Origin of the sequence: Streptomyces sp. 1-11 (genome assembly GCF_007176755.1) — a bacterium.
Taxonomy (GTDB): Bacteria; Actinomycetota; Actinomycetes; order Streptomycetales; family Streptomycetaceae; genus Streptomyces.
Map to the genome: position 1 here is coordinate 1 of NZ_BJTV01000014.1, position 20,817 is coordinate 20,817.

At 72.7% G+C, this 20,817-nt stretch carries 19 protein-coding genes; 4 read left to right on the top strand and 15 right to left on the bottom strand.

The window, feature by feature from the left end; genetic code table 11:
• The 3 genes from TNCT1_RS26490 to TNCT1_RS26500 form a co-directional block, all read right to left on the bottom strand.
• The coding region (locus tag TNCT1_RS26490) for a phosphopantetheine-binding protein (protein ID WP_174266464.1) at window positions 1–2,705 on the bottom strand (2,705 nt) is incomplete at its 3' end.
• Between the two features lie 183 nt (window positions 2,706–2,888).
• Window positions 2,889–3,515 carry a 4'-phosphopantetheinyl transferase gene (locus TNCT1_RS26495; RefSeq protein ID WP_235902905.1) on the bottom strand — a complete coding sequence of 209 codons (627 nt, stop codon included), beginning with the start codon at window positions 3,513–3,515 and terminating at the stop codon, window positions 2,889–2,891.
• 79 nt (window positions 3,516–3,594) lie between these two features.
• Window positions 3,595–4,467 (bottom strand): aspartyl/asparaginyl beta-hydroxylase domain-containing protein, encoded by an 873-nt coding sequence (locus tag TNCT1_RS26500; protein WP_143636611.1) that lies wholly within the window; start codon window positions 4,465–4,467, stop codon window positions 3,595–3,597.
• A 644-nt stretch (window positions 4,468–5,111) separates the two neighbouring features.
• Between TNCT1_RS26500 and TNCT1_RS37000 the strand changes: the two genes are divergently transcribed.
• A complete protein-coding gene (locus TNCT1_RS37000) occupies window positions 5,112–5,291 on the top strand; it encodes a hypothetical protein (protein ID WP_235902907.1) in 180 nt (59 codons plus the stop codon).
• A gap of 219 nt (window positions 5,292–5,510) precedes the next feature.
• On the top strand, window positions 5,511–6,011 hold the full coding sequence (locus TNCT1_RS26510; protein ID WP_143636615.1) for a MarR family winged helix-turn-helix transcriptional regulator: 501 nt from the start codon (window positions 5,511–5,513) through the stop codon (window positions 6,009–6,011).
• A 2-nt stretch (window positions 6,012–6,013) separates the two neighbouring features.
• On the opposite strand, the gene TNCT1_RS26515 is transcribed toward TNCT1_RS26510, so the two are convergent.
• The 7 genes from TNCT1_RS26515 to TNCT1_RS26545 all read right to left on the bottom strand — a co-directional run bounded on the left by TNCT1_RS26515 (window position 6,014) and on the right by TNCT1_RS26545 (window position 12,188).
• A complete protein-coding gene (locus TNCT1_RS26515) occupies window positions 6,014–7,213 on the bottom strand; it encodes a PP2C family protein-serine/threonine phosphatase (protein ID WP_143636617.1) in 1,200 nt (399 codons plus the stop codon).
• A 64-nt stretch (window positions 7,214–7,277) separates the two neighbouring features.
• Entirely contained in the window at window positions 7,278–8,690 is a 1,413-nt protein-coding gene (locus TNCT1_RS26520) for a PP2C family protein-serine/threonine phosphatase (protein WP_235902909.1), read from the bottom strand.
• Window positions 8,687–9,052 carry an anti-sigma regulatory factor gene (locus TNCT1_RS36430; protein WP_143636619.1) on the bottom strand — a complete coding sequence of 122 codons (366 nt, stop codon included), beginning with the start codon at window positions 9,050–9,052 and terminating at the stop codon, window positions 8,687–8,689. Before TNCT1_RS36430 ends, TNCT1_RS26520 begins: the two co-directional genes overlap by 4 nt.
• Entirely contained in the window at window positions 9,049–9,504 is a 456-nt protein-coding gene (locus tag TNCT1_RS26530; RefSeq protein WP_373920506.1) for an ATP-binding protein, read from the bottom strand. Before TNCT1_RS26530 ends, TNCT1_RS36430 begins: the two co-directional genes overlap by 4 nt.
• Window positions 9,495–9,914 (bottom strand): STAS domain-containing protein, encoded by a 420-nt coding sequence (locus TNCT1_RS26535; RefSeq protein ID WP_143636623.1) that lies wholly within the window; start codon window positions 9,912–9,914, stop codon window positions 9,495–9,497. The genes TNCT1_RS26530 and TNCT1_RS26535 overlap by 10 nt, the downstream gene beginning before the upstream one ends.
• On the bottom strand, window positions 9,911–10,804 hold the full coding sequence (locus TNCT1_RS26540) for an STAS domain-containing protein (RefSeq protein WP_143636625.1): 894 nt from the start codon (window positions 10,802–10,804) through the stop codon (window positions 9,911–9,913). Before TNCT1_RS26540 ends, TNCT1_RS26535 begins: the two co-directional genes overlap by 4 nt.
• Before the next feature lie 205 nt (window positions 10,805–11,009).
• Window positions 11,010–12,188, bottom strand: coding sequence for a PP2C family protein-serine/threonine phosphatase (locus tag TNCT1_RS26545; RefSeq protein WP_143636627.1), 1,179 nt, complete (start codon window positions 12,186–12,188; stop codon window positions 11,010–11,012).
• Window positions 12,189–12,355: 167 nt separating this feature from the next.
• On the opposite strand from TNCT1_RS26545, the gene TNCT1_RS26550 reads away from it, so the two are divergent.
• Complete coding sequence (locus tag TNCT1_RS26550; RefSeq protein ID WP_143636629.1) at window positions 12,356–12,790, top strand: MarR family winged helix-turn-helix transcriptional regulator; 435 nt, start codon at window positions 12,356–12,358, stop codon at window positions 12,788–12,790.
• A gap of 289 nt (window positions 12,791–13,079) precedes the next feature.
• Here TNCT1_RS26550 and TNCT1_RS26555 read toward each other — a convergent pair whose 3' ends face one another.
• The 5 genes from TNCT1_RS26555 to TNCT1_RS26575 form a co-directional block, all read right to left on the bottom strand.
• A complete protein-coding gene (locus TNCT1_RS26555; protein ID WP_143636631.1) occupies window positions 13,080–13,922 on the bottom strand; it encodes an RNA polymerase sigma factor SigF in 843 nt (280 codons plus the stop codon).
• Window positions 13,923–14,108: 186 nt separating this feature from the next.
• Window positions 14,109–15,185 (bottom strand): MerR family transcriptional regulator, encoded by a 1,077-nt coding sequence (locus tag TNCT1_RS26560; protein ID WP_143636633.1) that lies wholly within the window; start codon window positions 15,183–15,185, stop codon window positions 14,109–14,111.
• Window positions 15,179–15,907: a HEAT repeat domain-containing protein gene (locus TNCT1_RS26565; protein ID WP_373920507.1), complete on the bottom strand. Its 729-nt coding sequence runs from the start codon at window positions 15,905–15,907 to the stop codon at window positions 15,179–15,181. The genes TNCT1_RS26560 and TNCT1_RS26565 overlap by 7 nt, the downstream gene beginning before the upstream one ends.
• Before the next feature lie 43 nt (window positions 15,908–15,950).
• Window positions 15,951–16,967, bottom strand: a complete 1,017-nt coding sequence (locus TNCT1_RS26570; RefSeq protein ID WP_143636635.1) for a zinc-dependent alcohol dehydrogenase family protein — start codon at window positions 16,965–16,967, stop codon at window positions 15,951–15,953.
• Window positions 16,968–17,325: 358 nt separating this feature from the next.
• The gene (locus TNCT1_RS26575) at window positions 17,326–18,753 is read right to left on the bottom strand and encodes a non-reducing end alpha-L-arabinofuranosidase family hydrolase (protein WP_143636637.1); all 1,428 of its coding nucleotides are present in this window, start codon (window positions 18,751–18,753) and stop codon (window positions 17,326–17,328) included.
• 588 nt (window positions 18,754–19,341) lie between these two features.
• Here TNCT1_RS26575 and TNCT1_RS26580 point away from each other — a divergent pair.
• Window positions 19,342–20,778, top strand: a complete 1,437-nt coding sequence (locus TNCT1_RS26580) for an endo-1,4-beta-xylanase (RefSeq protein ID WP_143636639.1) — start codon at window positions 19,342–19,344, stop codon at window positions 20,776–20,778.
• Window positions 20,779–20,817 lie beyond the last annotated feature (39 nt).

Genomic DNA, 20,817 nt, shown 5'->3' on the forward strand with positions numbered 1-20,817 from the left:
GCGACGCCGAGAGGCTCCGCCTCGGGCGGCAGGCGCAGTTCGGCCAGGACTTGGGGGCGTCCGTCGGGGTCGGTGCCGGTGCGCAGCCCGGTCACGGAACGCTGGGAGGGGCCGTAGACCATGCCCATGCGGTCGTACAGGCCGTACAGGTCCTCGGCCGGGTGGAAGGTGCCGGCGCAGTCCGCGCGCAGCCGGTCGAGGAGCGGCGTCCGCCCGGCGCCGGTGCCGTCCGGGCCGAGGGCCGCGCGACCCTGGCCGCAGAGCGTGGTCTCGCCGTGGTCGCCGACGCTCTCGATCTCGTAGGCGCAGCCGCCCGCCGCGGAGGTCCGCACGCGGACCCGCATGGTCAGGCCGCCGGGGCCGCAGACGGCGGGCCGCAGCCACACCACGTCCGTCAGCCGGACGGCGGCCGCGTCGTGCTGTCCCAGCGCGCGGGCGACCGCGACGCGCGCCATCTCCAGATGGGCGACGCCGGGCAGGATCCGGTCGCCGTGCACCCGGTGGTCCCGCAGGAACGGTTCGTCGCCGCTGAAGCGGGTCTCGTACGTCGTGGTGTCCCCGGCGTCCGCACCGACGCTGCCGTGGAGGAGCGCGTGCGGCGCCGAAGCCGCCTCGGGCGGGGTGCGGTGCTCGCCGGCCAGGTGCGCCGCGAGGGCGTTCAGGGTGCGGTGCTCGCGCAGGGCCCCCGGGGCGAGGGCCAGTCCCAGTCGCGCGCCGACCCGGTCGGCCAGGCGGGCGAGCCCGGTGACGTCCAGCCCGAACTCGGCCAGCTCGGCGTCGGCGTGCACGTCGGCGGCGTCGACGCCGAGGAGGGCGGCCACTTCGCCGGTGAGGGCGGCACGAACACCGTCGAGCGCGTCGGGGCCCGCGGCGCCGCCGGACGCCACGACACCGGTGACCGGGGCGGACGGCAGCCCGTGACCGGCCGGTGCGACCGACCGGGCGGGGGTGGGTGCCTCTGGCGCCGGGGCCGGCGCAGCGGGAGCCGCGGCGAAGGGGGTGGCCGTGCCGGGCGCCGCGAGAACGGAAGCGGCGGGGGCCGGCGCCTCAGGAATGGAAGCGGCCGTGACGGGCACCGCCGGGACGGAAGCGGCAGCCGCCGCGGGCACCGCCGGAACGGAGGCCGCCGGGGGCACGACCGGAACGGAGACCCCCGCCGGCACCGCCGGAACGGAGGCCGCCGCGGGTGCCGGCATGGCGGCCGCGGGCGTCACCGGCGCGGCCACGGCGGGCGCCGACGGCGCGGTCCAGGCGGCCGGGGCGCCCGCGGGGACCTGGGTCTCCAGCCACTGCGCCAGCTCCGCGATCGTCCGGTACTCGAACATCACCGTCGGCGACAACTCCACCGACAGCCGCTCCTCCAACTCCGCCACCAACGACAGCAGATCCGCCGAAGCCAACCCCAACTCGTAATAACCCGAACCCACATCGACCCCGTCGGCGGCCACCCCCAACCGCGCCGCCACCGCACCCCGCACCACATCAACCACACCCACACCACCACCCGGCGAGCCGACCGACGGCACGACCGGGGCCGGGACCACCGCCGATGCGGGGGCGCCCGCCGGGACCTGGGTCTCCAGCCACTGCGCCAGCTCCGCGATCGTCCGGTACTCGAACATCACCGTCGGCGACAACTCCACCGACAGCCGCTCCTCCAACTCCGCCACCAACGACAGCAGATCCGCCGAAGCCAACCCCAACTCGTAATAACCCGAACCCACATCCACCCCGTCGGCGGCCACCCCCAACCGCGCCGCCACCGCACCCCGCACCACATCAACCACACCCACACCACCACCCGGCGAGCCGGCCGACGGCACAGCCGGGGCCGGTGCCACCGCCGGGGCGGGGGCGTCCCCGCGCACGTCGAGGGAGGCCGCGGCATGGATCCGCTTGGCGACGAACCGGCCGACCTCGGCCACCTTGGCGCCGCCGGCGTCGTAGAACTCCACGACCATCCGGATCAGTTCCTCGTCCCGGCGCACCGAGTCGGCGGGGACGCGGACGTAGCAGCGGCCGCCGAGCGGTCCGGCGGCGCGGAACCGCTCGAACATCAGCGGCAGGTACAGGCCGGGGCCGTCGTTGTCGCCGTGCAGCATGCCGAGGGCGACGCCGCCGCCCAGCAGACCGGCCTCGAAGAGCGCGGGGTGGAAGAGGAACCCGGCGGCGGAACCCTGGTGCTCCGGGGCGAGTTCGACCTCGGCGACCCAGTCGCCGGTGCGGTGGTGAACCACTCCCCCGAGCTTCATCAGGCCCGAGTGGTGCAGGTCGTACTCACGGCACCAGGTGTAGATCTCGTCGAGCGTGGTGCGCCGGGTGGCGCCCTCGACGGGCAGCGCCAGCCGTTCGCCGAAGGCGACGCGGGGCCGGCGGCGCACGTTCGCGACGGCGTGCAGGACCTCGGCGGTGTCCTCCGGGCGGCGGCTGCGCACCTCGACCCGCCAGCCGCCGTTCGCCCCGGGCCGTCCCGCCACCGTGGTCAGCACCCGTTCCCCGGGCCCGGCGACCAGCGGGGCGAGGATGGCGAGATCGCGCAGCTCCACTTCCGGCATGGGGTGCCCCTGCCGGGCCAGGACCTGCAGGACCAGATCCACGTAGCCGACGCCGGGCAGCAGGCTGCGGCCGTACACGACGTGCCCGTGCAGCAGCGGGTTGTCGGCGGTGACGGTGAGGGTCTCGGTGAAGGTGGTCGTCTCGATCATCGGTGTCCGTCCAGAAGGAGCGTCAGGCCGGCGGGGCGGCCCGGCGGGGCCCCGCCGTCGCGGGGCGACCGGAGTGGGCACGAGCAGGGGTGTCCGAGTGCCGTCGCCGGCAGACCGGGGTGCGGCCGGAGGCGTGCCGGGACACGTGGTCCCGGTGCCCTCCCGGCATCCGTGCCGGTGCGCTCAGCACAGGGCGACGGCGGTCAGCAGCAGCCCGTCGCGGCGCAGCCACCGCCCCGTCACCCGGGGGACGGCCCGGCCGCCGGCCACCGGCGGGGGCACCAGGAACCGTGCGCCGAACCGGCCGCCGGCCGCGATGTCCACCCGTACCGCGTCGAATCCGAGCATGCGCCGGGCGAGCGGGGAGGAGACCTTGTACACGGCCTCCTTGCAGCTGAACAGCAACCGGTCCCAGGCCGGAGCGGACCGCCGCGCGCCGAGCCGGTCGATCATCGCCCGCTCCTCGGGCAGTCCGATCATCTCCAGAACGCCTTCCGGCAGTGGCTCGTCCCGTTCGGCGTCGATGCCCACGGAGTGCACGCGGCTGGCCCGGGCGACGGCCGCGGCGCGGTATCCGGCGCAGTGCGTCATGCTGCCCACGACTCCGGCCGGCCAGCGCGGAGCGCGCTGTGTTCCGGGCGGCAGGGGAAAAGGCGGGATGCCGAGGTCACCGAGGGCGGCGCGGGCACAGTGCCGCACCGTGGTGAATTCACGGCGCCGGGCCGGAACGGCCCCCATCACGGCCGCCCGCTCCTCATTGAAGAGGTGATTTCCCCGGTCGTCGTCCTCGAACGCTTCCGCGGAAGCCACTTCCCGCGGAAGTATCTCCTCGATCACTTTCTCCCCCAGTTTTTCTGCCCACCCGGCACATCGCGCCCGAGCCCTCACGTCACCAGGTGGTCAGCGAGAACCGCTCTCCCAGATCGCGGGCGCCGATCGCGAAATCCCTGATCCGCTCGGCCTTCTCGACCATCTTGCCGTCGCCGGCCTTCTTCGAGATGTCGATGAGCCATTCGTAAGTCTCGCTGGGGTGCACGTCGTAGGTGAAGTGAACTTTGGCGAGCAGAAAGAGAATGTCCCGGAAATTCTCCCGCTCGATGACGTCGGCGAGCGAGCGGATCCGTTCCGCGCGTTCCGCGGTGAACGGCTTGCGGTCCGGGAGTTCGGGGGTCGCGCCGGGGGCGTAGACGGAGGCGTCGGCGAACACCTCCTTCTCGTCGAAGGAGCCGTTGAAGGCGAGGTCGACGCAGAGGGCCTGCCGGCTGATGTCGGAGAAGTTGACGGCGGAGTGGACGGCCGCGGCGTCCAGGAACCAGATCTCGCCGGGCCGCATGTGGATCACGGTGTCGTCGTCCGAGTGGAAGGCCAGCGGGCTGTCCTCCAGGACCATGAAGGTGCGGAAGTACAGGTCGAGCTCCCGGTCGAGCTCGACGAAGTCGCGGTGCGGGATGACGACCGCGTTCTTCAGGTTGCGGGTGCGGGCCATCTGCACCCGCTGCTGGTCGTAGACCGTGGTGATGATCTCGTCGAGGTACGGGACCTGCTCCGCGTGCCGGGTGGGCCGGACGGCCGCGCCATCGAGGTCCCGGTAGAGCAGGTCCTCGCTGCCGCCGCTGGCGTTGTACAACGGGATGTTCTTCCAGAACCCGTTGCTGAACTCGTCGTACTCCTCCTCCACAGTGGGGACCGCGGCGAGGTAGTCGAGGTCCTTTCTCAGCCGCTCCTGATCGAGTTCGATGCGGCCGAGTATGTGGGAGCGCATGCGTCGTCCTCCGTCGTGGCAAGGTAACCGTGCGGACCGGCTCAAGCGTGCTGGGGCAGGGGAAATGACGAATCCATCCGCTTCCGATGAACGGGCAGGCGGAAGCAGACACCCTGGCTTTCCTGCTCGGCAACCAACGCCAGGTGTCAGAAGTTGAATGGTGAGTTAATACGGCGCGATGACGCGCCTCGCCTAAGTCGCTCTTGCGCCCACGAAATCCCCCGTTTGCCCCTGCCATCACGGTCGATTCACTCAGGAGAGGATCGGAACCGTGATCGAATTGAGTTCGAGCTTAGAGCAGCCGCTTCTGAGCCGTCAACCGTTCCTTGACCAGCAAAGAAGCGTCCGACCGCCCCCTCTACAACACGGAAAGAAGTCGCCGTCGAATTCACGCCATCACGCGCACGACCGGCGGCCGCACGCTCCGGCCCCCGGCGGGAGCTGGACCACCGCCCCCGGCACCCCGACGACCAGCCGGCTCGGCACCGGCGCGGTGTCCGGTACTCGACCGCCTCCACCGGCCGGACCACCGTCCACCTGCACCGGACCACCGTCCACCTGCGCCGGGCGCCCGCCGGCGGGAACCGGACCACGCCTCCGGCACCGGCACGGAACCCGCCTGCGCGGGCCGGACGGAGAGGACCATGGCCCCCGGTACCGTCACCACCTGCCAGGCGACGGTCGGCGACGGCAACGGTGTACGGGCCAACGACAATGGCGCGAATTATCAGTCGGCCAGGGGCGGTTCACGGGCCGGGGACCGCACCGTCACGGCGATCCCCCCCGACCCCTGCGCGGCCGCCGAACCCGGCACGGCCACCTGAGTGGACGGCTGCGCGCCGGTCGCGCCCGGCAAGATGGGGTACGGACGACCCTTACCTTGAGTAGCCACCGCCCCGGCGGCGCCGTGGACGCGCTGCACTGCCGGTGTCCGCCCGGCCGGGAAGGCCGGGTGAACACCGGTTGCGAAGCGGTTCCCCGGGTACAGCGATGGAATATGGGTTGTCCCCACACCACCCGTACCTTACTGAAAGTGATGTGTCGTGACTCTTCCCGGCGGCGACGGCGACCGCGTCAGGGGCTCGGGTGACGATCCGAGCGCCGACGCGCGGGGGATCGCCGATGCCGTGGAGCGTCTGGCGGAACTGTGGTCCGTCGCCGCCCAGGAGGCTGCCGTACGGCTGTCCGCGCACCAGTTGCGGGCGCTCAGAGCGCTGGAGACGGCGCCTGAGGTGAATCTCACCGGCCTGGCGGACCGGCTGGACATAGGGCTGCCCACCGCCAGCCGGCTCTGCGACCGGCTGGAGGCGGCCGGTCTGCTGGAGCGCGAACTGCACCCGCACCGGCGCCGCGAGGTGCAGCTCAGGCTCACCGTGCAGGGGCGGCGGGTGCTGTGGGAGGTGGCCCGCCGGCGCACCGAGGCCCTGGCCCGCGTACTGGCCGCCATGGCGCCCGCGGAGCGGTCGCTGCTGGTCCGCGGTATGCGGGCGTTCCTCTCCACCCGGGCCGACCGGTCCCCCGGGCCGCCGCCGCAGGGGCCGTAGCGTCAGCGGCCGGTCCGCGCCTCGCCGGCCGGGCGTCCCCGCCAGTCGAGGCAGACGACGGCGGCGTCAGCGAGCAGACCCTCGCCGCCCACGTGCTCGATCAGTCCGGCGACGACCGACCGTGCCGCCTCATGGGGCTGGGTCTGCCGGGTCGCGCCCAGGATCTGGCGCAGCACGGTCTCCCCGAACAGCTCTCCGTCGGCCGACCGGGTGCGGTGCACGCCGCTGCTGATGACGACCAGGCGGTCGCCGGGCTCGACCTGGAAGGTCTGCTCCTCGTAGTTGGTCTCCTCGAACATCCCGAGCGGGAGCTGGGCCTCCAGCTCGACGCGCTCGACGGTGGTCCCGCGCTGGCGGTAGAGCTGGGGGGACCCGGCGTCCACGGCGCGGACCGTGCCGGTGTCGAGGTCGAACCGCAGCAGCAGGGTGGAGGCGTACGACTTGCCCCCGTACTGGGAGTACAGGGCCTGGTCGGCGAGGCAGGCCTGGTCCGCGAGACCGATGCCGGCGCGGCGGGCGTTGCGCAGCGCGCCCACCGCGAGGCCGGTGAGCAGGGAGGCCTCGATGCCCTGGCCCATGCCGTCGGTGACGGTGAGCGTGAGGTGGTCGGCGCTGGTTGACCAGTCGAAGTTGTCGCCGCCGATGGCGTAGGCCGGTTCCAGGTGGGCGCCGATGACGTACTCGTCGCGGGCGCAGCCGCGGCCCGGCAGGAGCTGCCACTGCATCTCGGCGGCGAGGGTGAGCCGGCGGGTCCGGCGTGCCTGGAGGTACAGGTCGGTGTCCCGGCCCGCCGTGGCGACCTCGTGGCCGAGGCCGGTGGCGAAGTCGCAGAGCCGCAGCACCGTGCCGGGGTCGGCGCCGGAGCCGGGGACCCGGACGGAGAGCACGCCGAGGCGGTCGCCGCGCACGGTGATGGGCAGGTGGACCAGTTGCGTGGCGGGGTCGGCGGTGATCTCCACCACCGGGTTCTGGCTGGTGAAGGCGGTGCCGGCCGGGCCGTCGTGGGCGGAGACCGGTTCGCCCGTGTGCGGCAGGTGGGTGACGGGCTGAAGGACGCTCAGGCCGTAGTCGGCGAGCAGGAGCGTCATGTCGAGGGCGCCGAAGCGCTCGGCCAGCAGCCGGCCGGCGGTGGCCACCAGGGCGTGCGGCGGGGCCGCGCGCAGTAGGGCTTCCGCGGACGGGACCGGTTCGGCGGTGTTCACGGCGTCTCCATCCTCTTCCCCAGGACGTCCACGCTATCGCCCCGCGGGGCGGTACGGCCCCCGGTCAGGCGGGAGAGGTACGGCACAGCAGGATGCAGACGTCGTCGTCGCGTTCGCACTCGTGCACGAGGGGCTTGAGCAGCGACTCGGCGCACCCGTCCAGGTCCGCGAGGGCGGACTCGTCCAGTGCGGCCAGGGTCCGGCCGAGCAGTCCGATGCCCGGGTCGATGCCCCGGCCCCGCCGCTCCACCAGGCCGTCGGTGTACAGGACGAGCGTCGAGCCGGCCGGCAGCGGCGCGGTGTGGTCCTCGTACTCGAACGGTACGGGCACTCCCAGCATGACGCCGGGCCTGGCGTCCAGCACGCGCACGGCGCCGCCGGGAGCGCGGACCAGGGCCGGCGGGTGTCCCGCGGCGGCCCACACGACGTGGGGATCGCCGGGCCGGAACCGGACGACCACGGCGGTCGCGTACAGGTTCGGCTGCTGGTGGCACAGCATGCGGTGCAGGCGGGTCAGGATACGGGCGGGGCTGTCGTCCTCCAGGGCGTAGGCCCGCAGGGCGGTGCGGAGCTGGCCCATGATGACGGCGGCGCGCAGCCCGTGTCCGGTGACGTCCCCGACCACGGCCAGCAGGCTGCCGTCGGGGTGCGGGAAGGCGTCGTACCAGTCGCCGCCGATGTTCAGTCCCCGGGTGGCGGGGAGGTAGCGGGCCGCCAGCTGCAGCCCCTCGGTGGCGGGCAGTTCGGTGAGCTGGGCGCGTTGCAGGGCCTCGGCGGTGTCCCGGTGCTGTTCGTAACGGCGGGCGTTGTCCAGGGCGATGGCGGTGCGGCGGGCCAGTTCGACCAGCATCAGGCTGGTGTGCGCGTCGAAGCGGTCGCCGGGCGCGGTGAGGGTGAGCACGCCCGAGGTGTGGCGCACGGTGAGGGGGATGCTCAACAGCGGCCGGTCCGGGGACAGCGCGGAGGGCGGCAGGTCGTCGACGCCGGGCAGGCCCCCGGGGTGCGGTCCGGCGTGCTGGGGACGGTCGTGCCGGGCGGCCGCGACCGCCGCCGCGGAGTGCGCCTCGCTCCGGCCCGCCGGCTGGTCGAAGAGCCATACCTCGACCTGGCTCGCGTACTCGGGGACGAGCAGCTCGGGCAGGCACCGCAGTATGTCCTCCTGGTCCAGGGAGGCGGTCACGGCCGCGCTGGCGTCGGCGAGGAAGGTGAACAGCCGCCGTGCCTTCTCCGCCTCGTCGCGGGCGGCCCGTTCCGCGTCGAGCAGCGCCCGCTGGGTTCGCGCGGCGGCGTCCAGTTCGGCGTGCAGGGCCAGCACGCCCTGGTTGGTCTGGTGCAGTTCCTCGCGGTGCAGGCGGAGCTGGCGCTCCGTCTCGTCCAGCCGGCGCAGGGCCTCCGCGGTCCGCGCGTCCGCCGCCAGGAGGGCTTCCGTCTGCCGGCCGTCGTCCGGTTCGGCCGGCCGGGCGTCCCGCGCGGTCACGGGTGCCCGGCCGGGCGGTCGCAGGCCAGAACGGCCACGCAGGTGTCGTCGCGCACGGGGCCGGCGGCGCTGCCGGCGTCCCGCAGGACGGTCGCCGCGACGACGGCCGGGGCGTGGCCGGGGAGGGCGGGGTCCTCGGGCGGGCTCCACCGGCCGGGCCGTCCGTCGCTGTGCAGGCCGACCAGCACCGTGCCGCCGCCGGCGTGCTTGAGCGGGTTGGTCGCCGGTTCGGTGGCCACCGGGGCCGCGACGGCGGTGCGGTGGGCGTCGAGGCGGGCGCGGGCGCCGGCCTCCTCGGCCGCCACCCGGGCGTCCCGTACGCGGGTGGAGTCGTGCACCGGGACGGTCCAGAGGCGTGTCATCCGGCCACCGGCCGGGCGGCGGGCACGCCGGTGACCCAGGCGACGAGGGTGACGACGGTGCCCTCGCCGGGGGCGGTCTCGATGGTGAACTCGTCCACCAGCCGCCTGGCCCCGCCGAGGCCGAGCCCGAGGCCGCCGCCGGTGGTGTAGCCGTCGGTGGTCGCCAGTTCGACGTCGTGGATCCCGGGGCCGGAGTCGCTGAAGGACAGCCGCAGGCCGCGCGCCGAGGCGTTGGCCACCGGGGTGAGCGTCGCCTCGCCGCCGCCGCCGTGGACCAGGGTGTTGCGGGCCAGCTCGCTGGCCGCGGTGACGAGTTTGGTCTGCTGCACGAGCCCGAACCCGAGTCCGGCCGCGACCCGCCGCACCTGCTGGCGGACCCACGCGAGGTCCGCGTCCGAGCCGATCGGCAGGCTCGTGGCGGTGGCGGGGTCGGGGGCCGTTGTCACGTGCACCCCGCTCCTCCGCCCGGGACGGCCGCGAGGGCGTCCTGCCGGAGCAGCTCGAAGGCGCGCTCGACGTCGAGGGCGGTCAGCACGCCGGGCAGGGTCAGGCCGAACTCGACCAGGGTGATCGCTACGGCTGGGCCCATCCCGCACAGCACGGTGCGGCCGGCCAGCAGCCGGGTGTGGGCGGCGATCTCGGCGATGACCCGGCCGAGGAACGAGTCGACGGCGTCGACGCCGGAGACGTCGATGACCACACCGGTCGCCGCGCTGCGCGCGACCCGGTGGGCGATGTCCTGCTGGAGCTGTTCGGCCGTGCGGTCGTGCAGCTCCCCCTGGAGGGAGACCAGCAGGGTGTCCCCCAGCGCCAGGACCGGCACGGCGGCCGGGCTGCCGGCGAGGGGGGTGGGTGCGGTCATCGCTGGTTCACACCGGCCGTTCGGCCGGAGACCTCGACGCCCTGCCGGTCGAGCGCGTAGCCGAGGGCGTCGGCCAGGGAGCTGCGGGTGACGACCGTGCCCAGGTCGATGCCGAGGTGCACGATGGTCTGGGCGATGGCCGGCCGGATGCCGGAGACGACGCACTCGGCGCCCATCAGGCGGGCCGCGGCGACCGTCTTCATCAGGTGCTGGGCGACGAGCGAGTCGACCGTGGGCACCCCGGTGATGTCGAGGATCGCGTACCGGGCCCGCCGCTCCACGACGGCTTCGAGCAGCGACTCCATGACCACCTGGCTGCGGGCGCTGTCCAGGGTGCCGATCAGGGGCACCGCGACGACGCCGTCCCACAGGCTGATCACGGGCGTGGCCACTTCGAGCAGTTGCTGCCGCTGCCGGGCGATGAGCTCCTCGCCCGCGCTGATCGTCGTCTCCATGATCACCAGGCGCAGGGTGCCCATGAGGACGGTGAGGGCCAGCAGGACGTCCGGGGTACCGGGGCGGGCCGGGTCCTGGGGCTCGCCGCGCAGCACCGCGGCGGCCGCCGTGCCCAGACCGGCCGTCTCGTTCGCTGTCTGGGCGGGGCTGTGGCCGCTGCGGGCCCGCGCGGCGGCCATCCGCCCGAGCTGCTCGCGGGCCGAGCCGAAGCCGGGGGCCGCGACGTCCTCCAGCCGGCCGGCCGAGGCCACGTCCGCCAGGGCGTCCACCACGGTCTTGCAGGCCTCCACGGCCTCGTCACGGGAGACCGTGAAGACCGTCCGGAAGAACGGCTCGTCCGCCCACCGCTGCGCGATCTGCTCGCGCCGGCGCTCCAGGAACGCTCCCAGCTCCCGTGCCGCCGAACCGGCCGGCGACTGCTCCGGCACCCGCATCGTCCTCCTTCGGAACAGGCGGTCGCGCCGGGCCCGGCACAACTCAGCCAATTATTGCCACATGACAAGCATCAACGCCGCACGTGCCCCGGAAACGACACAGCATCGACACATTCCCGGCACGCGTTCCCGGGGACGCTTCCCCGCCGCGCGCGGGGCCCGGGCGCGGGGCGCGCGTCCGCGGCGGCTCGGCGACCGCGGCGGCTCAGCGTCCGCGCCAGTCCAGGCAGACGACCAGGGCGTCGTCGTCGGGGGCGGGCTGGCCCCGGTGGCCGGTCAGTTCCCGCAGGATGGCACGCGGCACCTCGGCGGCCGGCAGCAGCCGGGTGGACATGACCGCCCGGGCGAGCGCGGCGTCGCCGTACGCCTCCCCCTTCGGCGAGGCGACCGCGTAGACGCCGTCGCTGACGAAGACCAGCCGGTCGCCCGGCTCCACCTGGAACCGCTGCGCCGTGTAGTCGGTCTCCTCGAACATACCGAGCGGGAGCTGCGCCTCGAAGGTGACGCGCTCGACCACGCCGTCCCGCAGCCGCAGCAGTTGCGGGGAGCCGGCGTCCACCACCGTCGCCCGGCCGGTGGCGAGCTCGAAGTCGAACATCAGCACCGAGAGGTAGCAGCGCCCCTGGTAGTGGGCGTACACCGCCTGGTCGGCGAGCGCGGCCTGGTCGGCCAGGGCGATGCCGGCCCGCCGGGCGTTGCGCAGGGCGTTGATGGCGAGGTTCGTCAGCAGGGAGGCCTCTATGCCCTCCCCCATGCCGTTGGTGACGTACAGCATGAGGTGGTCCGCCGTGGCGGACCAGTCGAAGTTGTCCCCGTAGATGGCGTAGGCCGGCTCCAGCTGCGCGCCGAGTTCGAACTCGCGCCGGGCGCAGGAGCGGCCGGGCAGGAGCTGCCACTGCATCTCGGCGGCCAGGGTCAGCCGGTCCTTGCGCCTCGCCTGCAGGTACACGTCCGTGTCGCGTTCGGCCACGACCACCTCGTGCCCGAGCACCTCGGCGATGTCCGCGAGTTCGGCCAGCACGCCGGGCACGGCGTCCCCGTCCGGCAGCGCGACCGACAGCACGCCCAGCCGGTCGCCGCGCACGGTGACCGGCAGGTGCACGCGCGCCGCCCCGCCCGGGGCGCTCTCCACGAACGCCTCCTGGGCGCCGAAGGCACGGCCGACGGTGCTGTTGTGCAGCGACACCGGCTCCGTGGTGTACGGCAGTTCCGACACGGGCTGCAGGACGGTGAGACCGTAGTCGGCCAGGAACAGCTCGACGGACTCCGCCGCGTACTCCTCGGCCAGCACCCGGCGCACGGCGTCGAGCAACTCGTCCGGGGCCGCCGTGCGCAGCGCACGCTCGGCGGTCACAAATCTGTTCACGATCTTAGATACACCCATCCGTAGGCGGACACACACGGATCCCACCGGGGCCGGGCCGCCCCGGCCGTCCGAACCATCTGTTGCCAATTCGGGCACCTAGTACGCTGGCAACCGTCCCAGGTCCCTGCGAGAGTGTGACGGTGACTGTCTTCCGCCCCCGCCCAGAGCCTGTCGAGGTCGCCCACGTGACCTTGACGGCCGTGGAGTTGCTGGAAGTCCTGTGGGGGCGGGCCTCGACCGCGCCGGCCTCCCCGTCCCAGATGCGCGTGCTGCTGATGCTCGAGCACCAGGACGGCATCAACCTGCGCACCCTCGCCGATTCTCTCGCCTCGACGCCTCCGTCCACCAGCCGGCTATGCGACCGGCTGGTGGCCGCCGGCTTCGTCGAGCGCGCGGTCAGTCCCGCCGACCGGCGCGAGGTGCGGCTGCATCTCAGCAACCGCGGCCGCGCCTTCCTCGACGATCTGCGCGCCCGCCGGGAGAAGGAACTGCAGGCGGTGCTGGAGCGGATGCCCGCCGCCAAGCGGACCGCCCTCCTGGAAGGACTTGAGGCGTTCTGCGACGCCGCGGCGTCGCAGATACACCACGACGCCCCACGCGCCGGCGACCGGACGGCCTGAGCCCGGCACCGGTCCGCCGGTCGCTCCGGCACGACGGGGCTCGGGCGGCCGGCACACGGAGTGTTCTCCGCCCACCGGAACATGACTGAACCCCTCCCCGCGCGGTGCGACTGGGCTACTTTGTTGCCTCACGGCCATAGTTGTCAAACGGCAACTGTTGGGGAGTGCGGAGCCGTCGGCCCGTGACGGTGGTGGGGGCGTTCGCAGCGCGGCGACGGAGGGTGGTGCGCGAGCGCGCGGAGCGCGGTGACGGGACCCGCCGGCCGGGCGGCCGGCGGGTGCGGGAACGTCAGACGGTGCTGAGCATGCCTTCGCGCAGCCGGCCCAGGAGCCGGGAGATCAGCCGGGAGACGTGCATCTGGGAGACACCGAGACGCTCGCCGATCTGGGCCTGGGTGAGTTCCTCGACGAAGCGCCAGTGGATGATCTTGCGGTCGCGCTCGTCGAGCTCGGCGATGAGCGGGGCGAGGGCGTGGAAGTCCTCGATCAGACCGAGGGCGGCGTCCTCGTCGCCGATGAAGTCCGCGAGCGCGCCCTCGCCGTCCTCGCTGCCGCTGATGGTCGCGTCCAGGGAGGCCGAGGTGTAGCCGTTGGAGGCGAGCTGCGCCTCGACGACCTCGCTCTCCGGCAGGCTCATCAGCTCGGACAGCTCCTTGGTCGTCGGCGTCCGGCCCAGGCGGCTGCGCAGCTCCTCGTTGGCGCGGGCGAGCTGGACACGGGCCTCCTGGAGCCGGCGCGGGACGTGCACGGCCCAGGACGTGTCGCGGAAGAACCGCTTGATCTCGCCCACGATGTAGGGGACGGCGAAGGAGGTGAACTCGACCTCGCGGGACAGCTCGAACCGGTCGATGGCCTTGATCAGACCGATCATGCCGACCTGGACGATGTCCTCCATCTCGTCCTGCCCGCGGCTGCGGAACCGGCCGGCCGCGTAGCGGACGAGGGACATGTTCATCTCTATCAGCGTGTTGCGCGCGTACTGGTACTCGGGTGTCCCCTCCGCCAGCACCGCCAGCTGGTCGAAGAACAGCTTCGACAACTCACGCGCGTCCTTCGGTGCGACCTTGGAAGGGTCCGCGATCTCCGGAACGTCCACCGCCTGTCCAGTGGTCCGCACGGCCGTCGTCACCATCCTGCGCCCCTCCCTGTAGATCATGCTCGTGCCGAGGCCGTATGCCCCGGCAAGCAGGCGCATACCCCGGCGACCGACGGGCATTCCTCGAACTTTCCTCAATTCTCGCCCGGGTCTCCACCATTCTCACACCTCCCTTCACGCGGGCCGCACACGCCTCTCGGCCGGCGCCGTCCCGGGCGCCGGTCACCGCGCGGCACCGGGCCGGCCGCGCGACGGCTCCTCCCGGAGGGGCTCGTCCTGACGGTCCCCGGGAGTGCGCTCGTCGAGCACGGCGGCGAAGGCGGCGGCCACGCGGGCGACGGCACGGTCGTCGTCGTGGGCCAGCTCGCGCAGGACGTCGTGCGCGGCGGTACCCGGCAGCTCGACCAGCGCCTGGGTCAGGCGCAGCCGCCCCGCGGAGTCCGCCCCGGGCGCGGCCAGCTCACCGGCCAGCGCGGTCAGGACCCGGGCTCCGCACCCGTGATCCCGGGACAGGGCGCCCAGCACCTCCGCCGCTTCGACGTCGTGGACGCCCGTCACCACCATGCCGACGAGCACCGGCACGGCCGCGGTCGCCCCGCGCCTGCCCAGCGCCAGGGCGGCGTGCCCGCGCACCGCCGGGTCCGGGTCCCCGAGCGCGTCCGCGAGCACCGCGGCCGCCCCGGGGGCCCCGGGCATCCCGGCGATCGCCAGCACCGCGCGCCGCCGGACGCCGGCGTCCTGCGCCTGCGCGCCGGCGGCCAGCGCGGCCATGCCGTCGCCGCCCGACCGGGCGAGCGCCCAGCGCAGCGCGCCCGCGACATGGGGATCGGACTCGGCGAGCGCCGCCCGGGCCAGCAGCCCGGCGGGAACCGGCGTGTCCTCCGGCCGGGCCAGGACGGCCTGCTGCCGGCGCGCGGCGCTGTCCGAACCGAGCCCTTGCATGAGTTCGACGATGCGCAGGACGTCCTGCCAGCCGGTTGGCTCCGACGCGTCGACGGCGCGGAGCCGCTCCAGCAGCTCCCGTTCCCGCGCCAGCCGGTCCTCCGTCCACCGGATCAGGTCGCCGACCAGGGCGGACGGCGTGAACGCCGGGTCCTCCAGCGCGCGCCCGATCTGCTTGAGCGAGAGCCCGAGGGACCGCAGGCTCTCCACGTGGAAGATCCTGCGGACGTCCTCGGCCGAGTACTCCCGGTAGCCGCCGACGGTGCGCCCGGTGGGCCGCACCAGCCCCAGGGCGTCGTAGTGCCGGAGCATGCGGGTGCTCACCCCCGAGCGCCGGGCGACCTCGCCGATCAGCATTCCGCGGTGTCCGCGCCGCCGTCGCGGGCCCCCGTGGCGGCGGCTCGTCCGGGGCCCAGTGCGACGGCCCGCTTCGCCTCCTCGACGGCCGCGTCGAAGCCCGTCTGCGGGTCCCGCCGGAGCAGTTCGGTGGCGCGGGCGTGCGCGGCGACCTCCGGGTCGGGGTGCGCGGCGGCCTTCTCCAGGGCGGGCGCGGTCACCTCTCCCAGGTCGACGAGGGCCCGGCTCAGGCTCAGCCGCACCTCGCGGCCGCCGCGGCCGAGCAGCGTCACCAGCTCCTCGGCCAGGTCCCCGCGCTCCTCCTCGGGCACGAGGAGGACCGCGGCGCGCCACGCGGTCCGCGCGACCTCGTCGTCGGCGTCGCGCAGCAGGTCACGCGTGATCCAGGCCCACGCCCTCGTGTCACGCGTCTTGGACAGCGTGTGCAGCGCCTGGGCACGGGCCTGAGGGCGGCCGGAACCGAGTTCCCGGCGGATCCGGGGCAGGGTGACCTCCACCGGAAGGCGGGTCAGCGCCCAGGAAAGCATGTCCCGCACGAAGAAGTCGGGCTCCACGGCACACCGCTCGACGAGCGTCTCCAGCAGGCCGCCGTCCGGGTGCGTGCCGGCCGCCAGGGCCGCCTGCAGCCGGACCGACGCGTCCTCGGCGCTCAGGGCGCCGGCCACCCGGGCACTTCTCGGAATGTTGTCGGTCGCGTTGATCGGGACCACCTCCAGGGCCAAGGGGACACCTTGTCACCGTGGGAAGGTCAAGCCGATCGAGCGGTCAGGGCTTGAGGAGGGCCTTGATCGCGCGGCGCTCGTCCATGGCCCGGTAGCCCTCGGCGACCTGCTCCAGCGGCAGGGTGAGGTCGAAGACCTTGCCGGGGTCGATCCGCCCGGACAGCACGCGGCCGATCAGGTCGGGCAGGTAGCGGCGCACGGGAGCGGGGCCGCCGCGCAGCCCGACGTGCGAGAAGAACAGCTCCTGACCGTCGACGGCCACCTCGTGCGGGACGCCGACGAAGCCGACGCCGCCGCCGGGACGCGCGGAGCGCAGGGCCTGCCGCATGGCCTGGGCGGTGCCGACGCACTCCAGGACCGAGTCGGCGCCGATGCCGCCGGTCATCTCCTTGATCCGGGCGACGCCCTCGTCGCCGCGCTCGGTGACGATGTCGGTGGCGCCGAACTCCCGGGCGAGCTTCTGGCGGGGCTCGTGGCGGCTCATGGCGATGATCCGCTCGGCGCCCATCTCCTTCGCCGCGATCACCGCGCACAGGCCGACCGCGCCGTCGCCGACGACCACGGCGGTGGAACCGGGCCGCACCTCGGCGGCCTCGGCGGCCCACCAGCCGGTGCCCATCACGTCGGAGACGGCCAGCAGACCGGGCCAGAACTCCTCGCCCGGCACCTCGTCGGTGGCGACCAGGGTGCCCTGGGCGTTGGGAATGCGCACGTACTCGGCCTGGCAGGTGCTCATGAACTCGCGGTCCAGGCAGTTGGACTGGAAGCCGTTGCGGCAGTTGGCGCAGGTGTTGTCCGAGGTCGCGAACGAGCCGACGACGAACTGGCCGGGCCGCACCGCGGTGACCCCGCTGCCCACCTCCTCGACGAAGCCGACGTACTCGTGACCCATCGGGTGGGCCTCTTCGGTGGCGTCCAGGCCGCGCCAGGGCCACAGGTCGGAGCCGCACACACAGGTGACGGCCGTGCGGATGACCGCATCCGTCGGCTGCAGGATCTTCGGGTCGTCCAGAGTCTCGAAGCGCACATCGCCGGGGGCGTGAATCACTGCTCCGCGCATGGGGGGAAGTCCTTACTGACGTTCGTCGGAGGGGCGGGGCCGGGGGGTCGGCCCGTGGATGCCCGTCGGGGCGGCGGTGCCGCTCGGGCATCGCCTCTCCTCCAGGTAACCGCTCGATCCGGCGGCGGGCGAGTCACCGGTGAGAGGTGTACCGGCAGTACATCTCTCCCGCCCCCTCCCTCCCACCCCGTGCGGGCCTCGCGCCGGACCCGCACCGACGTGAGCCGGCCCTTCGAGGAGACGGCCGCCTCGCCGGACCCCGTAGGCCGCGCGGTGAGCGGGGCCCGCCACCGCTGCCGCGGGGCGGGCGGCCGCCCGGTCTCGGGGCGGCCGACCGCCGGCGGGTGCGCGGACCGGTTCAGCGTTGCAGGGTGAGGACGCCCGGCCGCCAGGGCAGCTGGTCGTAGGGGCCGCTCGCGGAGGGGGACTTGCCCTGGTAGAGGAACTGCAGGTTGCAGGGGTCGACGGTCATGGTCTGGTCGGGGTTGCTGCGGACGAGGTCACCGTGGCTGATGTCGTTGGTCCAGGTGGCACCGCTGTTGGCCTTGCCCGCGAAGGGGTTGCTCTCGGTGGTGGCCTGCGGGGTCCACGAACCGCTGAGACTGGAGGCCGTGAAGGAGCGGAAGTAGCGTCCGTTGGCGCCCATCGCCTCGACGATCATGAGGTACTGGTTCTGGCCCTGGACCTTGTAGACCTGTACCGCCTCGAACAGGTTGTTCGTCGAATCGCTCATGACCGTGGTGTACGAGGAGCCGAAGCTGCCCGGGAAGTTCCCGATCGGCATGCTCGCCCGGTAGATCTTGCCGTTGTCGCCGGCGAAGAACAGGTACATGTTCTGGCCGTCACCGATCAGGGTCTGGTCGATCGGGCCGGTGCCGGAGCCGGAGATGCTGCCGGTGAACAGCGGCTGCGGCGAGGACCAGCCGTTGGGATTGGTGGGGTCGCTCGACGTGCGGTAGACGAAGGGCCAGGCACCCCACTGGTACGCCAGCACCCAGATGTTCTTGGGCGCGAAGTAGAACAGCGTGGGCGCCACCGCGGCCTGGCTCATGCCGGTCTGGCCGGCCGACGCCATGTCCGACCAGTTCGTGAAGGGACCGAACATCATCGAGCCGTACGACGACCCCGAGACGTTCGACGCGTAGACCAGGTGCTTGCCGTTGTACACGACGTCGGTGAAGTCCTTCAGTGAGGCCCACCCGTTCGCCGGCTGCGCCAGCGCACCCGTCGAGGTCCACCGGTACGTCGACGGAAGAGAGCACGTGCCGCCCGGCGGGGCCGGGGTCCCGGACAGGCCGGTCCACTTCTGGTTGCCGCCGCCGTCGCACGTCCAGATCCGCACCGCCGTGCCGTTGGCCGTGCCGGAGCCCGCGGCCTCCAGGCACAGCCCGGACTCCACGCCGACGATCGTGCCGTCGGAGTTCACCCGCCACTGCTGGTTCGCCCCGCCGGAACAGCCCCAGATCTGCACCCGGGTACCGGCGGTGGTGGCGTGGCCCGGAACATCCAGGCACTTGTTGCCGAACACGGTGAGCTGACCGCTGTCCGTCGACGTCCACTGCTGGTTGGTCCCGCCCCAGCAGTCGTAGAGCTGCAGATACGTGCCGTCGGTCTGGCTGGCGCCCGGCACGTCGAGGCACCGGCCGGAGCCGACACCGCGCAGGGCGCCGCTGGAAGCCGCCTGAGCCGGGGCGGCGACCAGCATCGCCGCCAGCGCGGCCAGGGCCGCGGCCACGGCCGCGAGCGCCACAGACGGATGCCTGTGGCTGAGATGTCCTCTGCGCATGGATACACGTCCTCAACCTCGAGTAGCGGTTCCGGTCGGCCTCGTCGGGGACCGGCCGGACCTATTGGCAGGGCCATGACATGAGAAGCTTGACACGATGTTCGTGATGTCGAACAAGGGTCGAACGGTCGAGCAACCCGAATGATAGGGAACCGGTGAACGGCGTCAATACATCTCGCATGTATCGCCGATGACTTCGAAACATTCGGGCCGCCCATACGTCACACAAGCGCACATCGCGCCATCGCGCGACTGGCTCATAAGTGACGTCCAGAATTCCCCGCCTACCACCGGCTGCGATAGCGGGGATTGCCGTCCGCTTATCGGTGTTTCGAAACTTTCGAATTCCGATCGGAAATTTCTTCGCCGCAATGTATTGACGATGCACGGTCAGCACCTCAATCATCCGTGTCTGAGAAACCGGCTCTGCCCGACGGATCCGCGCACCACGTCACCTGCGCCACCCCGTTTCGTTCCGGTGCGGCCCGTGCCGGTGGGGATCGTCCTGTCCGGTGATGTCGAACGGGACGCACGACGCCGATCCCCTGCACTCCAGTCCATCCGTGATTCAACTTCGGAGGCACAGTCATGGGCTCGTACGCCCTTCCAGGACCCGCTATCCGCCGGAAGATCCGCGGCCTGCTACTGGCGCTGATCGTCGGCGTCCTCTGCATGGTCACCGCACTGGTCTCGCCGCCGACCGCACACGCCGCCGAGAGCACGCTCGGCGCCGCGGCGGCACAGGGCGGCCGCTACTTCGGCACCGCCATCGCCTCGGGCAAGCTGGGCGACTCGGCGTACACGTCGATCGCGAGCCGTGAGTTCAACATGGTGACGGCCGAGAACGAGATGAAGATCGACGCCACCGAGCCGCAGCGGGGCCAGTTCAACTTCACCGCCGGCGACCGCGTCTACAACTGGGCGGTGCAGAACGGCAAGCGGGTGCGCGGCCACACCCTGGCCTGGCACTCCCAGCAGCCCGGCTGGATGCAGAGCCTCAGCGGCAGCACACTGCGCCAGGCGATGATCGACCACATCAACGGTGTGATGGGCCACTACAAGGGCAAGATCGCCCAGTGGGACGTCGTGAACGAGGCCTTCTCCGACGACGGTTCGGGCGGCCGGCGGGACTCCAACCTGCAGCGCACGGGCAACGACTGGATCGAGGTCGCCTTCCGCACCGCGCGCGCCGCCGATCCCGCGGCCAAGCTCTGCTACAACGACTACAACATCGAGAACTGGACCTGGGCCAAGACCCAGGGCGTCTACAACATGGTCCGCGACTTCAAGCAGCGTGGCGTGCCGATCGACTGCGTCGGGTTCCAGTCGCACTTCAACAGCGGCAGCCCCTACAACAGCAACTTCCGCACCACCCTGCAGAGTTTCGCCGCCCTCGGGGTCGACGTGGCCATCACCGAACTCGACATCCAGGGCGCCTCGGCCTCGACCTACGCCAACGTGACCAACGACTGCCTGGCCGTCTCGCGCTGCCTCGGCATCACCGTCTGGGGTGTGCGCGACACCGACTCCTGGCGATCGGGAGACACACCGCTGCTGTTCAACGGCGACGGCAGCAAGAAGCCCGCCTACACCGCCGTCCTCAACGCGCTCAACGGCGGCTCCACCACCACCCCTCCGCCCACCGGAGGCGGACAGATCAAGGGCGTCGGCTCGGGACGCTGCCTGGACGTGCCCAACGCCTCCACCACCGACGGCACCCAGGTCCAGCTGTACGACTGCAACGGCGCCACCAACCAGCAGTGGACGCTCAGCGACGCCGGTGAACTCAAGGTCTACGGCAACAAGTGCCTGGACGCCGGCGGCACGGGCAACGGCACCAAGGTGCAGATCTACAGCTGCTGGGGCGGCGACAACCAGAAATGGCGCCTCAACTCCGACGGTTCCATCGTCGGCGTCCAGTCCGGGCTCTGCCTCGACGCCGTCGGAGCCGGCACCGCCAACGGCACCCTGATCCAGCTCTACTCCTGCTCGAACGGCAGCAACCAGCGCTGGACCCGCACCTGACGTAACCGCCGCGCCGACTGCCCCACCGGCCGCTGCCGG